This is a genomic window from Paraburkholderia sp. FW306-02-B, from assembly GCF_058782725.1.
Genome location: NZ_JBYSXZ010000001.1, coordinates 1717719 through 1734065, shown reverse-complemented (window position 1 = coordinate 1734065; position 16347 = coordinate 1717719). Strand labels below are relative to the sequence as shown.

16 protein-coding genes and 5 tRNA genes are annotated in these 16347 nt (G+C 60.9%); 4 read left to right on the top strand and 17 right to left on the bottom strand.

Features of this window, described 5'->3' with window-relative positions; translation table 11 throughout:
• Positions 1–89 precede the first annotated feature (89 nt).
• A complete protein-coding gene (locus tag AC3WOG_RS07665) occupies positions 90–971 on the top strand; it encodes an AraC family transcriptional regulator (RefSeq protein WP_492577413.1) in 882 nt (293 codons plus the stop codon).
• Positions 972–993: 22 nt separating this feature from the next.
• On the opposite strand, the gene AC3WOG_RS07660 is transcribed toward AC3WOG_RS07665, so the two are convergent.
• The 9 genes from AC3WOG_RS07660 to AC3WOG_RS07620 all read right to left on the bottom strand — a co-directional run bounded on the left by AC3WOG_RS07660 (position 994) and on the right by AC3WOG_RS07620 (position 3629).
• Positions 994–1458, bottom strand: a complete 465-nt coding sequence (locus AC3WOG_RS07660; RefSeq protein WP_492577412.1) for a GNAT family N-acetyltransferase — start codon at positions 1456–1458, stop codon at positions 994–996.
• Positions 1459–1611: 153 nt separating this feature from the next.
• Positions 1612–1688 (bottom strand) — tRNA-Asp (locus AC3WOG_RS07655).
• Between the two features lie 82 nt (positions 1689–1770).
• Positions 1771–1846 (bottom strand) — tRNA-Glu (locus AC3WOG_RS07650).
• Positions 1847–1906: 60 nt separating this feature from the next.
• A tRNA-Asp gene (locus tag AC3WOG_RS07645) sits at positions 1907–1983 on the bottom strand.
• Between the two features lie 83 nt (positions 1984–2066).
• A tRNA-Glu gene (locus AC3WOG_RS07640) sits at positions 2067–2142 on the bottom strand.
• A 231-nt stretch (positions 2143–2373) separates the two neighbouring features.
• Positions 2374–2556, bottom strand: coding sequence for a hypothetical protein (locus AC3WOG_RS07635; RefSeq protein ID WP_492577411.1), 183 nt, complete (start codon positions 2554–2556; stop codon positions 2374–2376).
• 198 nt (positions 2557–2754) lie between these two features.
• Positions 2755–2964, bottom strand: a complete 210-nt coding sequence (locus AC3WOG_RS07630; RefSeq protein ID WP_492577410.1) for a hypothetical protein — start codon at positions 2962–2964, stop codon at positions 2755–2757.
• A 2-nt stretch (positions 2965–2966) separates the two neighbouring features.
• Positions 2967–3239: a hypothetical protein gene (locus AC3WOG_RS07625; protein WP_492579736.1), complete on the bottom strand. Its 273-nt coding sequence runs from the start codon at positions 3237–3239 to the stop codon at positions 2967–2969.
• 180 nt (positions 3240–3419) lie between these two features.
• Positions 3420–3629 carry a hypothetical protein gene (locus AC3WOG_RS07620; protein ID WP_492577409.1) on the bottom strand — a complete coding sequence of 70 codons (210 nt, stop codon included), beginning with the start codon at positions 3627–3629 and terminating at the stop codon, positions 3420–3422.
• Positions 3630–4309: 680 nt separating this feature from the next.
• On the opposite strand from AC3WOG_RS07620, the gene AC3WOG_RS07615 reads away from it, so the two are divergent.
• A complete protein-coding gene (locus tag AC3WOG_RS07615) occupies positions 4310–4609 on the top strand; it encodes a hypothetical protein (RefSeq protein WP_492577408.1) in 300 nt (99 codons plus the stop codon).
• A gap of 184 nt (positions 4610–4793) precedes the next feature.
• Here the strand turns inward: AC3WOG_RS07615 and AC3WOG_RS07610 are convergent.
• Positions 4794–4869, bottom strand: a tRNA-Ala gene (locus AC3WOG_RS07610).
• A gap of 114 nt (positions 4870–4983) precedes the next feature.
• Positions 4984–6393, bottom strand: coding sequence for a glutamate--tRNA ligase (gene gltX / locus AC3WOG_RS07605; protein WP_492577407.1), 1410 nt, complete (start codon positions 6391–6393; stop codon positions 4984–4986).
• A gap of 413 nt (positions 6394–6806) precedes the next feature.
• Here gltX and AC3WOG_RS07600 point away from each other — a divergent pair, with 413 nt between their 5' ends.
• A complete protein-coding gene (locus AC3WOG_RS07600; protein WP_492577406.1) occupies positions 6807–7754 on the top strand; it encodes a patatin-like phospholipase family protein in 948 nt (315 codons plus the stop codon).
• A gap of 137 nt (positions 7755–7891) precedes the next feature.
• On the opposite strand, the gene AC3WOG_RS07595 is transcribed toward AC3WOG_RS07600, so the two are convergent.
• The 5 genes from AC3WOG_RS07595 to AC3WOG_RS07575 all read right to left on the bottom strand — a co-directional run bounded on the left by AC3WOG_RS07595 (position 7892) and on the right by AC3WOG_RS07575 (position 14438).
• Complete coding sequence (locus tag AC3WOG_RS07595; protein WP_492577405.1) at positions 7892–8557, bottom strand: C40 family peptidase; 666 nt, start codon at positions 8555–8557, stop codon at positions 7892–7894.
• Positions 8558–8695: 138 nt separating this feature from the next.
• Entirely contained in the window at positions 8696–10330 is a 1635-nt protein-coding gene (locus AC3WOG_RS07590; protein WP_492577404.1) for an ABC transporter ATP-binding protein, read from the bottom strand.
• Entirely contained in the window at positions 10327–11433 is a 1107-nt protein-coding gene (locus AC3WOG_RS07585) for an ABC transporter permease (RefSeq protein WP_492577403.1), read from the bottom strand. Before AC3WOG_RS07585 ends, AC3WOG_RS07590 begins: the two co-directional genes overlap by 4 nt.
• The gene (locus tag AC3WOG_RS07580; RefSeq protein WP_492577402.1) at positions 11433–12470 is read right to left on the bottom strand and encodes a microcin C ABC transporter permease YejB; all 1038 of its coding nucleotides are present in this window, start codon (positions 12468–12470) and stop codon (positions 11433–11435) included. Before AC3WOG_RS07580 ends, AC3WOG_RS07585 begins: the two co-directional genes overlap by 1 nt.
• A 42-nt stretch (positions 12471–12512) precedes the next feature.
• Complete coding sequence (locus AC3WOG_RS07575; RefSeq protein ID WP_492577401.1) at positions 12513–14438, bottom strand: extracellular solute-binding protein; 1926 nt, start codon at positions 14436–14438, stop codon at positions 12513–12515.
• 120 nt (positions 14439–14558) lie between these two features.
• On the opposite strand from AC3WOG_RS07575, the gene fabI reads away from it, so the two are divergent.
• On the top strand, positions 14559–15350 hold the full coding sequence (fabI, locus tag AC3WOG_RS07570) for an enoyl-ACP reductase FabI (RefSeq protein WP_492577400.1): 792 nt from the start codon (positions 14559–14561) through the stop codon (positions 15348–15350).
• 121 nt (positions 15351–15471) lie between these two features.
• Here the strand turns inward: fabI and AC3WOG_RS07565 are convergent, their stop codons facing one another.
• Positions 15472–15819, bottom strand: coding sequence for a hypothetical protein (locus AC3WOG_RS07565; RefSeq protein ID WP_410831618.1), 348 nt, complete (start codon positions 15817–15819; stop codon positions 15472–15474).
• Positions 15820–16347: the final 528 nt, after the last annotated feature.

Here is a 16347-nt window from a genome sequence, read left to right as displayed (position 1 = left end):
GTCGAATCTCCCGCAACCTACAATGAGAAACCCGCGCCGTTTTTGAGTTCTGCGTTTTTGAGTTCTGCCCAACTGGATCGATCTTCACCATGAATTTGTCCGCCGACTCCGACCAGTCGAGCTTCGTCCACTTTGCCGACATTCCACCGGAATTCCAGCCGACGCTGACGCACCCGATCCGCGTGCGCTCGCGGCCGATGCCTTCCGGCTGGCGTATCGCTCGTCACACGCACGCATGGGCGCAGGTCGCGTATGCGTCGCGCGGCGTGCTGCGGGTCGCGACGACGGGCACGACGTGGATGGTGCCGCCGTCGCGGGCGATCTGGATGCCGCCGCATGTGACACATGAAGTGGTCGCCGTCGAAGACGCGTTCCTGCGCACGCTATACATCACTGAAAGCACCGCGCCGCCAGGGCTCGATACACCACGCGTAGTCGAAGTATCGGATCTGCTGCGCGAGGTAATCGCCGCGCTCGATACGCCCGGCATCTCGGCGACGCGCGAACAACTGCTTGGCGCGCTCGCGCTCGACGAGCTGACGCGTTCGGAGCCACTGCCGTTATCGGTGCCGATGCCCAACGAGAAGCGCCTGCGCGCGCTGTGCGAGGCGGTGATCGCGGACCCGACTCACGGCGAATCGCTCGAGCAATGGGCGTCGAGCGTGGGCGCGAGTACACGCACGATCGCGCGGCTGTTTCGTCAGGAGTTAGGCGTGAGCTTTTCGCAATGGCGTCAGCAGGCGATTCTGGCACACGCGATTCCGCTCCTGAGCCAGGGGCGGCCGCTATCGCATGTCGCGCTGGAGTTGGGCTATCAAAGCCAGAGCGCGTTCTCGGCGATGTTCCGCCGGGCGTTTGGCGAAAGTCCACGGGCGTTCATCGAGCGGGGCTCGGAACATCGTGCGGAAAATGGTGAACGTGGCGATGAAGAGACGGACGACGAGGCGGCGCAAAACCGAACGGATGTGTGAGCGATGCCGACCTCGTCAAGCTTCAAACGCGTCGCGCCAGATGCCGGATCGCGCCGAGTTGCGCAAGACGTGGCCCGGTCAGCTTATAGCCCTTGCGCTGATAAAGCCGCGCGGCGGGATTGTCGACGAAGACGCGCAATTGCAGCTCGCGCAGCCCGCGCTCACGCGCCCATTGATGCGACATATCCAGTAGATACGTACCGGCGCCCAGCCGCCGATGTCCCTCGGCAATCTGCACGTCACGGATATGCAGCGAATCGCCTTCTTGCGTGATACGCAGCACGCCGATCGGCTCACCATCCATTTCGAGGATGAAGTTCTCCGACTCGCGCCAGCTGCCAAGAAACAGATCGCCACGCCAGACCAGATGATGCCGGCGATAGTAGCCGCCCATATTGTTGCGAGTCAGCGCCTCGGCGAACTCGAAATCGTCCATGCTGGCCGTGCGCAGATGAAACGGTGACGGAGCTTCGGTTGGATCGAACATGACGGAACGACGAAGAAGAGTCGGCTCAACGGTAAAACAGGCCACGCGTGCTGGCAATGGCTGTTTGTCCCGAGCATACCCAGACGATACCCAGGCCGGCCCGAATGCGGAAATAAAAAAGCCCACTTCTTGCGAAGTGGGCTTTCTAAAATCTGGCGGAGCGGACGGGACTCGAACCCGCGACCCCCGGCGTGACAGGCCGGTATTCTAACCAACTGAACTACCGCTCCAGATTTTTGCACCGTGGCTTGTGAGCTTGGCTCTCTCACCAATTGCACCGCTCATACTGCTAGCCGAACGACGCCAATGTCCTGGCGTCCCCTAGGGGATTCGAACCCCTGTACTCACCGTGAAAGGGTGATGTCCTAGGCCTCTAGACGAAGGGGACAACGTACGCTTACATCTTTAATGAAAAAGCCCGTTCAAGTTTTTATGAACGGGCTTTGTCTGGCGGAGTGGACGGGACTCGAACCCGCGACCCCCGGCGTGACAGGCCGGTATTCTAACCGACTGAACTACCACTCCAGTCTTTACACCCTAGCTTGCGAGCGTCGGTTATTTCTCTGCAAGCTGCACCGCTTTTACTGCTTCCAAGCGACGCTGATGTTTGGCGTCCCCTAGGGGATTCGAACCCCTGTACTCACCGTGAAAGGGTGATGTCCTAGGCCTCTAGACGAAGGGGACACAATCTTTTCAGATCTGTCTTTAACTCGCTGTTAACTCACGCTAACTTGTCAGTTACTTCGTTTCGTCAACTGCGAAGACCGCTATTTTAACTACGTTACAACTGTTTGTGAAGTCTTTTTTGCTACAAGCTCCAGACTTCAGAATCACTTCAGACACTTTTTTGCAACATCCCCCTACAGAATCCACTTGCGGGACACGTTGCTGAATCGTCAGCAGCGAAGAACGAAATTATACGCACCACTTTTGCTGTTCATCAAGTATTTTCTGCTGGTCCTCACTTATCTGCGCCTTCAGCGTTTCGACTTTCTTCTCGAACCAAGCCGCGCTCGCCTGGGCAAACAGATCCGGCTGGCGGCACAACAGCACAAGCGGTCGGCGCACGTTGCGGATGGCCTGCCCACTATTTCGCATGAATTCGGAAATCGTCTTGAAGTTCGGTTGAAACGGACGAGGAGCGGCCCTTGGGCGACGAAGGACGGAATTGGCTGCGCTATGGCATCGGCTGGAAGGTGTCGGGCGAGCTGAAGAACGTCTCCCTCTACCTGTCATGCGAAGTGGTGAAACACCAGACCGGCCAATTTTCAGCGGCCGGCCGGCGACAACTGGAAGTTAGGCCTGCGGTGCGGCGTTATCCGCATCCTGCTGCGTGTTGCCTTCGTCCCCTTTCTTTTCTACGAATGATTCGAGTGCGCCAGCGCCTTTAAATCCGGCCACCGCCGCAATTCCTTTCGTCAGCAGCGAAGCATCCGGATCGAGCTTGTCAGTTGTCACCGCTCCGGCGGCGAACCTGCATTCATGAACACGCACGCCGCCGGACAAAACTATTGCGCCGAGGTCAGCCGCAGTCCGGGTCGCAACATCTGGGTGTTCTCCTGTTGCCCTTTGCGTTGATCGGATACCTCCTCAATGCCCTTTCTTGTTACCTCTTCGAGAAAGGTCAAACGGGCCCGATAGTAATCCGCACGCAGTTGGGCATCCAGCACCTGTTGCTCAGACCGAAACAGCTCCATACGCAACTCGTTTAGCGCGCGTTCAGCCTGTTTCTCCGGAGTTGGAGCGTACTGTGAAGCCCAATTTGCAATCCATCGCAACATGATAAAGCCCTCCGCCTTCAGGTGCTTTTCGATACTCGCCAAAGCATACTTTCGCGCTCTCACCGCATGCAACGAGTGCCACCGCTCACTCATGTCGTGAGTCAGGAATTCTTCGAATTGTTCAGGCCGCTTTCTACCTTTCGTACAGGCACGGCTAGCGGATGAAGGCGCGGTAATACGTTAGTGCTTGCGGCCGAAGCACGCCTGGGCAGCTTCGGCGGGCGACAGGCCAGCGTCGAAATAGTCCCGAAGACACTTTAGGGTCGCTGTGTCGGGATGATAGGGCGGATGGATAAATTCCGCCTGGACGGCTTCGTCGTACCAGGCATGCGTCCACTGGTCCAGCCCCGGTTCGTGTGTTAGCGATATGTATTTCGATTCGTCGAACATAACGATTCTTGATAGCTCCGTAAACGCGTGCGCCGTTCATGATCGCGCTGATACTGCAGCCGATCCGGCGGCCCAACGTTGCCTGATTCCGCGCAACTTTGTCTGCGAATTTCCGGCTCTTCACACTAGCCGAGCATAGGCTATCAAAATGCGTCGCGTACGATTGTTAACTAGTGTCAGCACTCAGCCTTGCCGAAAAAATAACGCATAACATTCATTCGCGGCGCTAGCCTCCCGGCGCTCCGAGAGGACTTCCGCGAGCAGATAGCCGGCCAAAAAGCACGCGCACACGGCGAACTCGATATCTGGTCGGCTACGCCGTCCCTGCCGTGCGAGCGACCGCCTGAGATCTGCGGCGACGGCGCCGAGTTGCAACGACCGACGCAAAACGGCAGACGCCGCGGCGCTCGCGGTTCGTCCGTGTCTCACCCGTGCGTCGCGCGAAAGACGTCGTTCAGCGCAGACGCCCGACACCCTGCGGCTGGCACCGGCAACCGTTCGACACCACCGGCGCTGAAGTCGGCCGATGCAGCTCACGCCCAAGGGAAGACACGATAATGCTGCGACGCAGCATCCGGTCTTTTTTTGGGCTATATTGATTACTTGAAACGCGATCGGAATCGCAGCGCCCTCCCTGCGATGAGATCGGTTCGCGATACAGATCGCAAGTGGAGATCCGGATGCTCGACGCTGAAATTGCCGCAACGCTGCTCAACCGGTGGTGGCGCGAGGTACCAGGACGTGCAGCACTCACGAGCCTCGAACTTCTTCGTGAGGGCGGGCTCACTTTTGTACACCAGCGCGGCCACATGCTGACGGAAGGGCCAGACGGTGACGCATGTGACGTCGAGTCGCTTCTATTCCCTGATGGGTCGCGCGCAATGCGGATCGGCACTCAAAATCCCCCTCCAAACTGGACGAAGTGGGCCGCGTTCGATCCGGTGCGCGAACTCTCTTCGACGCTTTCAAATTCCAGCTAGTGCGTTGACCACATCCGTCCGCGTGGGGGCAGTCAGTTCGCCGGTACGTATTTGAAAAAGCGCCATACCGTTGCATGGGTGGAGCTTGGAATTCAGGAGTACGCTACGGAGCGTAGAAAAAAATAAAGCCCTGAAAAATCAGGGCTTCATTTCGAACTGCTTTGACTGTCTGCGGCCCACTAAGTGGTGGAGGTAAGCGGGATCGAACCGCTGACCTCTTGCATGCCATGCAAGCGCTCTCCCAGCTGAGCTATACCCCCCTTGCAGAACAGAAGCGAAATTCTAGAGGCCAAATCGCGCTTTGTAAATACCCTTTGCGCAATTGCATGCGACTTTTTTCGCAAGCCGCATGCAAACCCTCTCATTGCACGCGCTCAGCCCAGCGCTTTTTCAATACGGCTCACGACGACATCGCGGCCGAACAGCATCAACACACTATCGATCGACGGCGTGTGCGTCGTGCCCGCCACCAGCAGACGCACCGGCATCGCCAGTTGCGGCATCTTCAGCTTGTGCGCGCCGAGCGTGGCCTTCAACGCAGCGGCGATCGCTTCCTTGGTCCACTCCGCGATCTTCAGCGCAGCGGCCAGATCGGCCAGCGCCGGACGCACCGCATCGGTGACGTGTTGTGCCAGCGCATCTGCTTCAGGTGCCGGCGTGCGATAGAACATCGCGGCGTTCCCGGCGATTTCCTTCACTGTGGATGCGCGATCCTTCAGCAAGCCCACCACCGCCGTCAGATCGGCACCTTGCGCGATTGCGGCCTCGTCGATACCCAACTCGGCGAAGAACGGCCGTGCGAGGTCCGCGAGGCGCGCGTTGTCGGCTTCCTTGATGTAGTGCGCGTTGAGCCAGTTCAGTTTGTCGTGGTCGTACTGAGCCGGCGATTTGCCGAGATGCTCCAGGTCGAACCATTCGACGAACTGCTCACGCGTGAAGATTTCCGCATCGCCATGCGACCAGCCCAGACGCGCCAGATAGTTAACCACGGCTTCCGGCAAATAACCGGCGTCGCGATAACCCATCACGCTCATCGCGCCATGACGCTTGCTCATCTTTTCGCCCTGCTCGTTCAGCACGGTCGGCAAATGCGCGTACACCGGCGGCTCGGCACCGAGCGCGCGCAAGATGTTGATCTGACGCGGCGTGTTGTTCACGTGATCGTCGCCGCGAATGACGTGCGTGATGCGCATGTCGAGATCGTCCACCACCACGCAGAAGTTGTAGGTCGGCGTACCGTCCGGGCGTGCGATCACGAGGTCGTCGAGTTCTTCGTTCGATATCTCGATGCGGCCCTTCACAGCGTCGTCCCATGCGACCACGCCGGTAAGCGGGTTACGGAAGCGCAGCACGGGCTCGACGCCCGCCGGCGGCTGCGGCAACGTCTTGCCGGGCTCCGGGCGCCAGGTGCCGTCATAACGCGGCTTTTCGCCGGCTTCACGTTGACGCTCGCGCAGCGCATCCAGTTCTTCTGTCGACATGTAGCACGGGTACACGAGCCCGGCGTCCTGCATCTGCTTGAGCACTTCACGATAACGATCCATGCGCTGCATCTGGTAGAACGGGCCTTCATCGAAGTCGAGGCCCAGCCATGCCATGCCTTCGAGAATGGCGTCGACAGATTCAGAAGTGGAGCGCTCGACGTCGGTGTCCTCGATCCGCAGCACGAAGGTCCCTTTCATCTTGCGCGCGAACGCCCACGGATAGAGCGCGGAGCGAATGTTGCCGAGGTGGATGAAGCCGGTGGGACTCGGTGCGAAGCGGGTACGAACGGAGGTGGTCATAAGCGGTTACTCGGAAGACGGGCGCCGGCGCCTGGCAAAACCTCGTCAGAAAAGCGCGGCAGCGGACCGCGTTCATGCGGCAGGCAGCGCCGTGCACGAACACGAAGGAAAAAATACAAGAGTCGAATTATACCTTCCGAAGCCGTGTTAGCCGCCCTCGTCCAGACGGCCAGTTGCAGCGCACGACGCGCGCCCGGCGGCGCCCAAGAGCTTCCACGGCAACGTTTCATTACGGGCCCGCCGCGCGCCTGAAGCTTTGATTTATGATGTGCGCGCGCTGCGAGTTGGAATAGAACCGCCGCGCACCATACGAACCGCGATCGCCGCCGGCGACCCCGTCCGTTTGACTATCCGCCTGATCGCGGTACACGGTTACGCTGATTGCGTCGCCTGCGCCGTTGCTGGAGAACTCGTTGAAACCGTCATCCCCCCGCCTCGCCCGCCGCCATTTCTCGCTTGCCGCCGCTTCGGCGGTGCTCGCCGCCTGCACCACGACGGGCGGCAAAACCGATAGCGCGCCGGTCGCCGCCACACCCACGGCAAGCGCGCCGCCGCTCGACAAACCACAGCGGCCGATCCGCGTCGGCCTCGCGCTAGGCGGCGGCGCCGCGCGCGGCTTCGCGCACATCGGCGTCATCAAGGCGCTCGAGGCGCGCAACATTCAGGTCGATCTGGTGGCCGGCACCAGCGCCGGCTCGGTGGTCGGTGCGCTGTACGCGTCGGGGATGAACGGTTTTGCCCTGAACAAGCTCGCGCTGAGCATGGACGAAGCGTCGATCAGCGACTGGGCGATGCCGTTTCGCACGCGCGGTTTTCTGCAAGGCGTCGCGCTGCAAAACTACCTGAACACCACGCTCAACAACCGTCCGATCGAGAAGATGGCCAAGCCGCTTGGCATTGTCGCGACCGATTTGAAAACCGGCCAGCCGATCCTGTTCCAGCGCGGCAACACCGGCGTCGCTGTGCGCGCATCGTGCAGCGTGCCGTCGATTTTCGAGCCGGTGAAGATCGGCGGTCATGAATACGTCGACGGCGGCCTGGTGAGCCCGGTGCCCGCCTCGTTCGCGCGCAAAATGGGCGCGGACTTCGTGATCGCCGTCGATATCTCGCAGCGCCCTGAAAGCGGCCTGACGGCCAGCTCGTTCGACGTGCTGATGCAGACCTTCACGATCATGGGCCAGACCATCAAGTCCTATGAGCTCGACAAGTACGCCGACATCGTGATCCGGCCGAATCTTGCCGCCATGAGCGGCAGCGATTTTTCGCAACGTAACGCGGCGATTCTGGCGGGCGAGGAAGCAGTGGCGAAGATGATGCCGGAGTTGCAACGCAAGCTGGCGGCGAGCCGCGCAGCGGTGTAACCCTCTCTGGCCGCCGCCCCATCGGCCGGCGCGGCGGCGGCCGATGGCGGGATGCGCGCAACCAGGAGGCCAAACGCAAAAAGCCTGCTTCATTCGAAGCAGGCTTTTTTTCGCGCCAGCATTGCCGGCGCGTCAGATCAGTTATTGCCGCCGATCGTAGCGTTCACGCGCTTCTTGAGATCCTCGCCGTCCTGATAGGACGTCTCGATCCGGCGTGCACCGGTAAAGCGCTTTTCCCAGTAGCCGCTATCCAGATCGTCGACGCGGATCGTGCTGCCCGTGGAAGGCGAATGCACGAACTTGTTGTCGCCGATGTAGATGCCGACGTGCGAGAACGTGCGACGCATCGTGTTGAAGAACACCAGATCGCCCGGCTTGAGGTCGCTGACGCGAACCTTCTCGCCGACGCGGCTCATTTCCTCGGCGCGGCGCGGCAGCGCCATACCGAGCGTATCCTGGAACACGTAGCGGACGAAGCCGCTGCAATCGAGACCCGAATCGGGCGTATTGCCACCCCAACGGTAGCGAACGCCGATCATATTCAGCGCGCCGACCACCACGTCGCCCGCTTTTCCGGCCATGCCGGACAGGAACGATTTGGCGCCGCCGTTGCTGTCAGGAGCGGGCGATTGCGGATTCTGGGAGGACAGGGAATTCGACCCGCTAGAGATCGAATATGAGGCATTCTGATTAAAACTGCTTACTTCGTCGGCGAACGCGCCGGGAGCTGCTGCCATCAAGACGCCAATGAACATCCCGGCGACGACGCGCGTGCAAGCCTGGGTGAGATTTCTGTGCTGCATTGGTCGGTATTTTTTGCCTAAAAATCAGTGGGCTACGGAAAAAAGTTTGGTCGATACTAGCCAGTAAGTATTCGTGTGTCAAAACAAATAGAAAAATACAATCGAGACACGCACCCAATTGGTGAAAGGGGTGAAAAATCAATGGTCGAGCGCCGCTTTCAGCAGCTTTCGAGTGTAAGGGTGGGAAGGTGTCGCAAAAATCTGCTCAACCTCCCCGCTTTCAACGATTGAACCGTTTTGCATGACCGCCACACGGTGCGCCATCGCCCCGATCACGGCCAGATCGTGGCTGATAAACACGAAGCCAAGGTTGTACTTGTGTTGCAACCCGGCGAGCAGCTTCAGCACTTGCTGCTGGATCGAAACGTCGAGCGCGCTGGTAGGTTCATCGAGGATCAGGATGCGTGGCTCCAGCACCAGCGCGCGCGCAATCGCGATCCGCTGCCGCTGGCCGCCGGAGAACTCATGCGGATAGCGGTACAGCACCGTGCGGTCGAGGCCGACCTCGCGCAGCACGGAAATTACCTTGTCGCGCCGCGCTTCCTGGGTCATCTGCGGCCGATGCAGTGCGAGCCCTTCGCCGACGATCCGCTCGATGGTCTGGCGCGGCGAAAGCGAACTGAATGGATCCTGAAAGACCACCTGCATGTTCGAGCGCAAAGCGGTCTGTTCGGCGCCGCGATAGCTGCCGAGCGCCCTGCCCTGAAACTCGATCTCGCCGTGAGCGGTGCGTTGCAGACCGAGCAGCGCCATCGCGAGCGTAGATTTGCCTGAACCCGACTCGCCGACAATCCCGAGCGTCTCACCCTGGCGCACCGATACATTCGCATCCGCGACCGCGCGAAAGCGCGCAGCGCGAAACCAGCCGCTGAAACCCGGCCGTTTCGTTTTGAAATCGACCGAAACACCGCGCGCTTCGAGCAGCACCGGTGAAATCGGCAACACCGGCACCACCGTGCGTTCAGGCCGGCTCGCCAGCAGCCGCTGCGTGTACGGATGCTGCGGCGACTCGAACACCTGCTCGACCGGCCCGCTCTCGACCAGCACGCCCCGCTCCATCACCGCGATGCGCTGTGCGAAGTGCCGCACCAGATTCAGGTCGTGCGTGATCAGCAGCACGGCCATGCCGCGCTTTTCCGCTTCGTCGCTTTGCAGCTCCAGCAGGAGGTCGACAATCTGTGCGCGGATCGTCACATCGAGCGCGGTGGTCGGCTCGTCGGCGAGCAACAGGCGTGGGCGGCACGCAAGCGCCATTGCGATCATCGCGCGCTGCCGCTGGCCGCCCGAGAGTTGATGCGGATAGCTGTTCACGCGCTTGCCCGGCTCGGTGATGCCGGTGCGTCCCAGCAGCGCCACCGCGCGCTTGCGCGCCTCGCCGGCGGCCACGCCGTCGTGCACGACAATGGTCTCCGCAATCTGGTCGCCGATCGTGTAGAGCGGATTGAGCGCCGTCATCGGTTCCTGGAAGATCATCGCGATGTCCGAGCCGCGCATGCCGCGCATTTCGCGCTCGCTTTTGGCGAGCAGATCTTCGCCGTCGAAACGGATCGATCCACTCACCTGCGCGTCGCTCAACAGACGCAAGATCGACAACGCGGTCACGCTCTTTCCCGAACCCGATTCGCCGACCAGCGCGACCCGCTCGCCGCGTTCGATCGCGAGCGTGACGTCGCTCACCGCGACGGTGTCGCCGAACGTCACATGCAGACGATCGAGTTCCAGCAGCGGCGAGCTCACGCCTTGTTGCGTTTTCTGCTCCACAGCGGCGCTCACTGATTGCCTCCGGCACGCATGGCATCGGAGATGCGGGTGTCGAGCGCGTTGCGCAGCGCGTCGCCCATGAAAGTCAGCAGCAATAGCATCGCGACCAGCACGCCGAAGGTCGACAACGAGATCCACCACGCGTCGAGGTTCGCTTTGCCCTGCGCGAGCAGTTCACCGAGGCTCGGCGTCGGCGATGGGACGCCCAAGCCGAGAAAATCGAGGCTCGTCAGCGCGAGAATCGCGCCGCTCATGCGGAACGGCAAGAACGTGATGACCGGCGTCAGGCTGTTGGGCAACACGTGCCGCCACATGATCTGCCAGTTCGACAGCCCCATCGCCCGCGCGGCACGCACATAGTCCTGGTGACGATTGCGCAGAAACTCCGCGCGCACGTAGTCGGACAAACCGATCCAGCCGAACAGCGACAGCAGTACGATCAGCAGAATGAAACCCGGCTCGAAGATCGACGTGAAAATGATCAGCAGGTAGAGCTCCGGCAACGCGCTCCAGATTTCGATCAGCCGCTGCCCGACGATATCGATACGGCCTCCGAAGTAACCCTGCACGGCGCCCGCCGCGATCCCGAGCACGGTGCCGATCAGCGTCAGCACCAGCGCGAATTCGACCGACACGCGAAAGCCATACAGCAGGCGCGCGAACAGATCGCGGCCGCGGTCGTCGGTGCCGAGCCAGTTATCGCGCGACGGCGGCGCCGGGTTCGACGCCTTCGAAAAGTAGTTCAGCGTGTCGTAGTAGTAGCGGTTCGGCGGATACAGCGCGAAGTTGCCGGGCGCGTCGAAACGATGCTTGATATACGGGTCGAGGTAATCTGCCGGCGTCGGAAAGTCACCGCCGAAAGTAGTTTCCGCGTAAGTCTTGAACATCGGGAAATACAACTGCCCCTCGTAGCGCACCACCAGCGGCTTGTCGTTCGACCACAGCGGTCCGGCAAGGCTCGCCGCGAACGCGACAACGAACACGATCAGACTCCAGTAGCCCAGACGCTGCTGGCGAAAGCGCTGCCACACACGGCGCGCGGGAGAAGGCGACACGAATGCGCGAACCGGGTCGGTACGCGGCGCCGCATCGGCTGGAAGGCGGGCTCGATTCATCAGCGCTCCAGTTGTTCGAATTGGATGCGGGGATCGACCCACACATAGCAAAGGTCGGAAATCAGCTTGGTGGCGAGGCCAATCAGCGTGAACAGATACAGCGTGCCGAGCACGACCGGATAGTCGCGCCGCACCACCGATTCGTACGACAGCAGGCCGAGGCCGTCGAGCGAAAAGAGCGTCTCGATCAGCAGGCTGCCGGTGAAAAACGCGCCGATAAACGCCGCCGGAAAGCCGACGATCAGCGGCAGCAACGCATTGCGGAACACGTGCTTCCACAGCACGCGTTTCTCGGACAAGCCTTTCGCGCGCGCGGTCAGCACATACTGTTTGCGGATCTCGTCGAGGAAGGCGTTTTTCGTGAGCATCGTCACAACCGCGAAGCTGCCCACCACGGATGCCGTGATCGGCAACGTGATATGCCACAGGTAATCGACGATCTTGCCGCCGAGGCTCAACTGCGCCCAATTGTCCGAGGTGAGATTGCGCAGCGGAAACAGTTGCAGGAAGGTGCCGCCGCCGAACAGCACGAGCAACAGCACGCCCAGCACGAAGCCCGGAATCGCGTAGCCGATCAGCACCACCAGACTCGTCGCGACATCGAAGCGCGAACCGTTGCGCACCGCTTTCGCGATGCCCAACGGCACCGATATCAGGTACGTGAGAAAGAAGGTCCATAAGCCGATACTGATCGACACCGGCAGCTTCGAGACGATCAACGACCACACGCTTTGATGGCGAAAATAGCTCTGGCCGAGGTCGAACGTAGCGAAACGCTTGAGCATCAAGCCGTAGCGTTCGAGCGGCGGTTTGTCGAAACCGTACAGCGCCTTCAGTTGCGCGATCTGCTGCGCGTCGACGCCGTTATGCGCGCGCAGGCCGAACGGCGAGCCGCCCTCCGCGCCTTTGCGCAGCTCGTGCTGCATCTGCTCGACCGGGCCACCCGGCACGAACTGGATCACGACGAAAGTCAGCGTCAGCACGCCGAGCAAGGTCGGGATCATCAACAGCAGGCGTTTAAGGATGTAGCTCCACATGGGCGGCGTTTCCGGTGCGAAGGCAGTGAGTGAATGGACGTTTTAGCGCGGCTGCGCATACCACCACGTCGACGTGATCCAGCCTTCCGCTGAATAGTACAAGGGTAGCGTCTGCGGCCATGCGAGACCGCGCTTGAACGCGACCCGGTGCGTCGCGCTGTACCAGTGCGGAATCACATAGTAGCCATGCATCAGCACACGGTCGAGCGCGTGCGTCGCGTCGACCAGTTGCTCGCGCGTCTGCGCATGCACGAGCGTATTCAGGATCGCATCGACGGCCGGCGATTTCAGGCCGACCATGTTGTCCGAGCCGGTCGTGTCCGCGGACTTGCTGCCGAAGCGGTCGATCTGCTCCGAACCCGGCACCTGCACGTCCGGCATGCGGATTGTGGTCGTGTCGAAATCGTAAGCGTCGAGACGCTTCTGATAAACCGCGAAATCGGATACGCGAAAGGTCGCGGCGATGCCGAGCTTCTGCAGATTACGGATGAAGGTCGCGACGATCGGCTCCATCGACGAGGACGAACCGGAATCGTCGAGGATCTCGAACTGGAACGGCTCGCCTTTGGCGTTACGCAACGCGCCGTCGCGATAGGTCCAGCCGGCCTGCTGCAGCAACGCACGCGCTTGCAGCAGATTGGCGCGTAGCGAGCCGGGCGGATCGGTGTCCGGCTGTTTCGGCGGCGGACCGAACACAGCCGGATCGAGTTTCGAACGCCACGGCTCGAGCAAGGCCAGTTCACCCGGAGAAGGCAGCCCCTTCGCCTGCAAATCGGTGTTGGCAAAGAAGCTGTCGATTCGCGTGTACTGATTGAAGAACAGTTGGCGGTTCAGCCACTGGAAGTCGAGCGCGAGATCGAGCGCCTTGCGCACGCGCACATCCTGAAACAACGGCCGCCGTGTGTTCAGCATGAAACCCTGCATGCCGGTGCCGTTATGTTGCGCAAACTCGCGTTTGATCAGCTCGCCGCTATCGAACTTCTTGCCGACGTCGCGCCGCACCCAATTGCGCGCGACATACTCGACAAGCGCATCGTACTCGCCTGCCTTGAACGCCTCGAGCCGCGCCGTGCTATCCGAATACAGCTTGTAGACAATGCGCTCGAAGTTGTTCGTGCCCACGCGCACCGGCAATGCCGCGCCCCAATAATTCGGATCGCGCCGGTACGTGATCGTACGGCCGTTGTCGTACTGCTCGATCAGATAGGGCCCGCTGCCGATCGGTTTTTCGAATGCCAGTTGATCGAACGCAATCCGGCTGCCGTCCGGCTTCATCCCCCACTTGCGCGAGAACACCGGCATGCCGCCCGCCAGCAGCGGCAGCTCGCGATTGCGCTGATGAAACTCGAAGCGGATCGTCTGCGGATCGACCACCACCGCACGCGTAATTTCGCCGAAGATCGCCGCGAATTGCGGTGCGGCTTGCGGACTTTTCAGCGTGTCGAGGGAAAACTTGACGTCGTCGGCTGTGACCGGATCGCCGTTCGAAAAGCGTGCGCGCGGGTTGAGATGGAAGGTCGTCGACAGGGCGTCGGGCGCGATCTGGATATCGTCGGCGAGCAGGCCGTAGGCGGAGGCCACTTCGTCGCTGCTGCCGGTCGTCAGGCTTTCGAACAGCAGACTGACGCCCGGCGCGGCATTGCCGCGCAGCGTGAACGGATTGAATTTATCGAAGCTGGTGAGCCGGCTCGGATTGGCCAGCACCAACGTACCGCCCTTCGGCGCATCCGGATTGACGTAGTCGAAGTGTTTGAAATCGGCCGGATATTTCGGCTCGCCGTACTGGGCGATCGCGTAGACCGCGTGGGCCTGCGGCGCTGCGAGCAATGCCCACGCGCTGCACAGTGCGATGGCGAGCCTCGCCCCGGATGAACGCGGCACAACCGGTAAACCGACACGCGAGAGCCTGTGAATCATGCTGCACCGAAATGCACGAGGCGTTTGAACCCATCGCGAGCCAGTTGTCATAGGGGCCTTGTTGGTCAGTGGGCGGTTGCAATGTGAGAGAATTCTACCTAATTAAATTCGCATAATCCGCATATGCGCGTCTGCGACGTGCGCGGCGTACAGACCTTATTAGGAGAATTCATGGGCTTCCTCGCGGGTAAACGAATCTTGCTGACCGGCCTGCTGTCGAACCGTTCGATCGCATACGGCATTGCGCAAGCCTGCAAGCGCGAAGGCGCCGAGCTGGCGTTCACGTATGTCGGCGAGCGTTTCAAGGACCGCATCACCGAGTTCGCAACCGAATTCGGCAGCGAACTGGTGTTCCCGTGCGACGTCGCCGACGACGCGCAGATCGACGCCCTCTTCGCGTCGCTGAAAGAACACTGGGACGGCCTCGACGGCCTCGTCCATTCGATCGGCTTTGCGCCGCGCGAAGCAATTGCCGGCGACTTCCTCGACGGCATGACACGCGAAAATTTCCGCATCGCGCATGACATCTCCGCGTACAGCTTTCCGGCCCTCGCCAAATCCGCGCAATCGATGCTGACGCCGAATGCGTCGCTGCTCACGCTGAGCTACCTCGGTGCCGAACGCGCGATCCCGAACTACAACACGATGGGGCTCGCCAAGGCATCGCTCGAAGCGAGCGTGCGTTATCTGGCCGTGTCGCTCGGCTCGAAAGGCGTGCGCGTGAACGGCATTTCGGCGGGCCCGATCAAGACGCTGGCCGCAAGCGGCATCAAGGGCTTCGGCAAGATTCTCGAATTCGTCGAAGGCAACGCACCGCTCAAGCGCAACGTGACGATCGAACAGGTCGGCAACACGGCGGCGTTCCTGCTGTCGGATCTGGCGGGCGGCGTGACGGCGGAAATCGTGCACGTCGACAGCGGCTTTAACGCCGTGGTCGGCGGCATGGCTGCCGTGGCCGAATAAATATGCCTGCGTTGATACGAGTCAACGGCCCGGGGATTTTGCTTGAGCAATAAAAAAAACCGCCCTTTTCCGGGCGGTTTTTTTTCGACTCGATTACCGCTACAGCGGCACCGGACTCGGCTTAGTGCCAGCCGCGGCGATTGTCGTAGTGGTCGCGACCGTAGTCATAGCGGCCCGGCGGATGATGGCGATACCAGTCGTCACGCGCCCAGTAGCGGCGGCCGTCCCAATAGCGGTCACCGTGCCAGCCGATCACGATTGCCGGGCCGCCGTAGTACACCGGCGCCGGTTGATAGACGACGGGCGGCGGCGGGGGCGGCGGCGGTGCATAGACCGGAGCCGGAGCGACGTAGACCGGCGCGGGAATGCCGATGTTGACACCGATGTTGAGCCCACCGGCCATCGCAGCGCCTGACGCACCCAACGCGAAAACCCCGATCAGAAGTGGAACAAGACGAGCGGACTTCATTGATCACCCATTTGGAGAATGTGTTGTTGGGCGAAATATAGCGCAACGCCACGTTCCGCGTATTTCAAGGTTGTAATAACCGATGCATAAGATCGCACAGGTCACTGCACGGTTACGTCTCGTTACAAGAGACAAGCGATAGTGAAAAAAGCGTGACGCTCCAGCAGCGTCCGTTCGTCAGCAGGTGCCCCGCAGCGTCAGCATGTGTTGTGAGGCAATTCAGTTCGCGCCCCTCTCGTGCGACAAGGAACCCAGGTGACAGCCTCTCGACCTGCGGCACGTCGCCAATGGCATTGCCAGTGCTTCACAACCGGTAGGACATCGAAGGATTCTTGAAGCAGCCAACGTACGCTCGATGGTCGCCGGAGTGTGCCTGTCTCATGCCCCTCCCCTCAATAACGCGCCGGTCACTCTCCGATCGGCGCGGCGTGTCCCATAAGGGCCACGTGTAGCCGCATAGCGCCTCCCGAGCCCAGTCGATCATCTGAATTTTATTCACGCAAAACGAACATTTGATGTTCGAAAGAA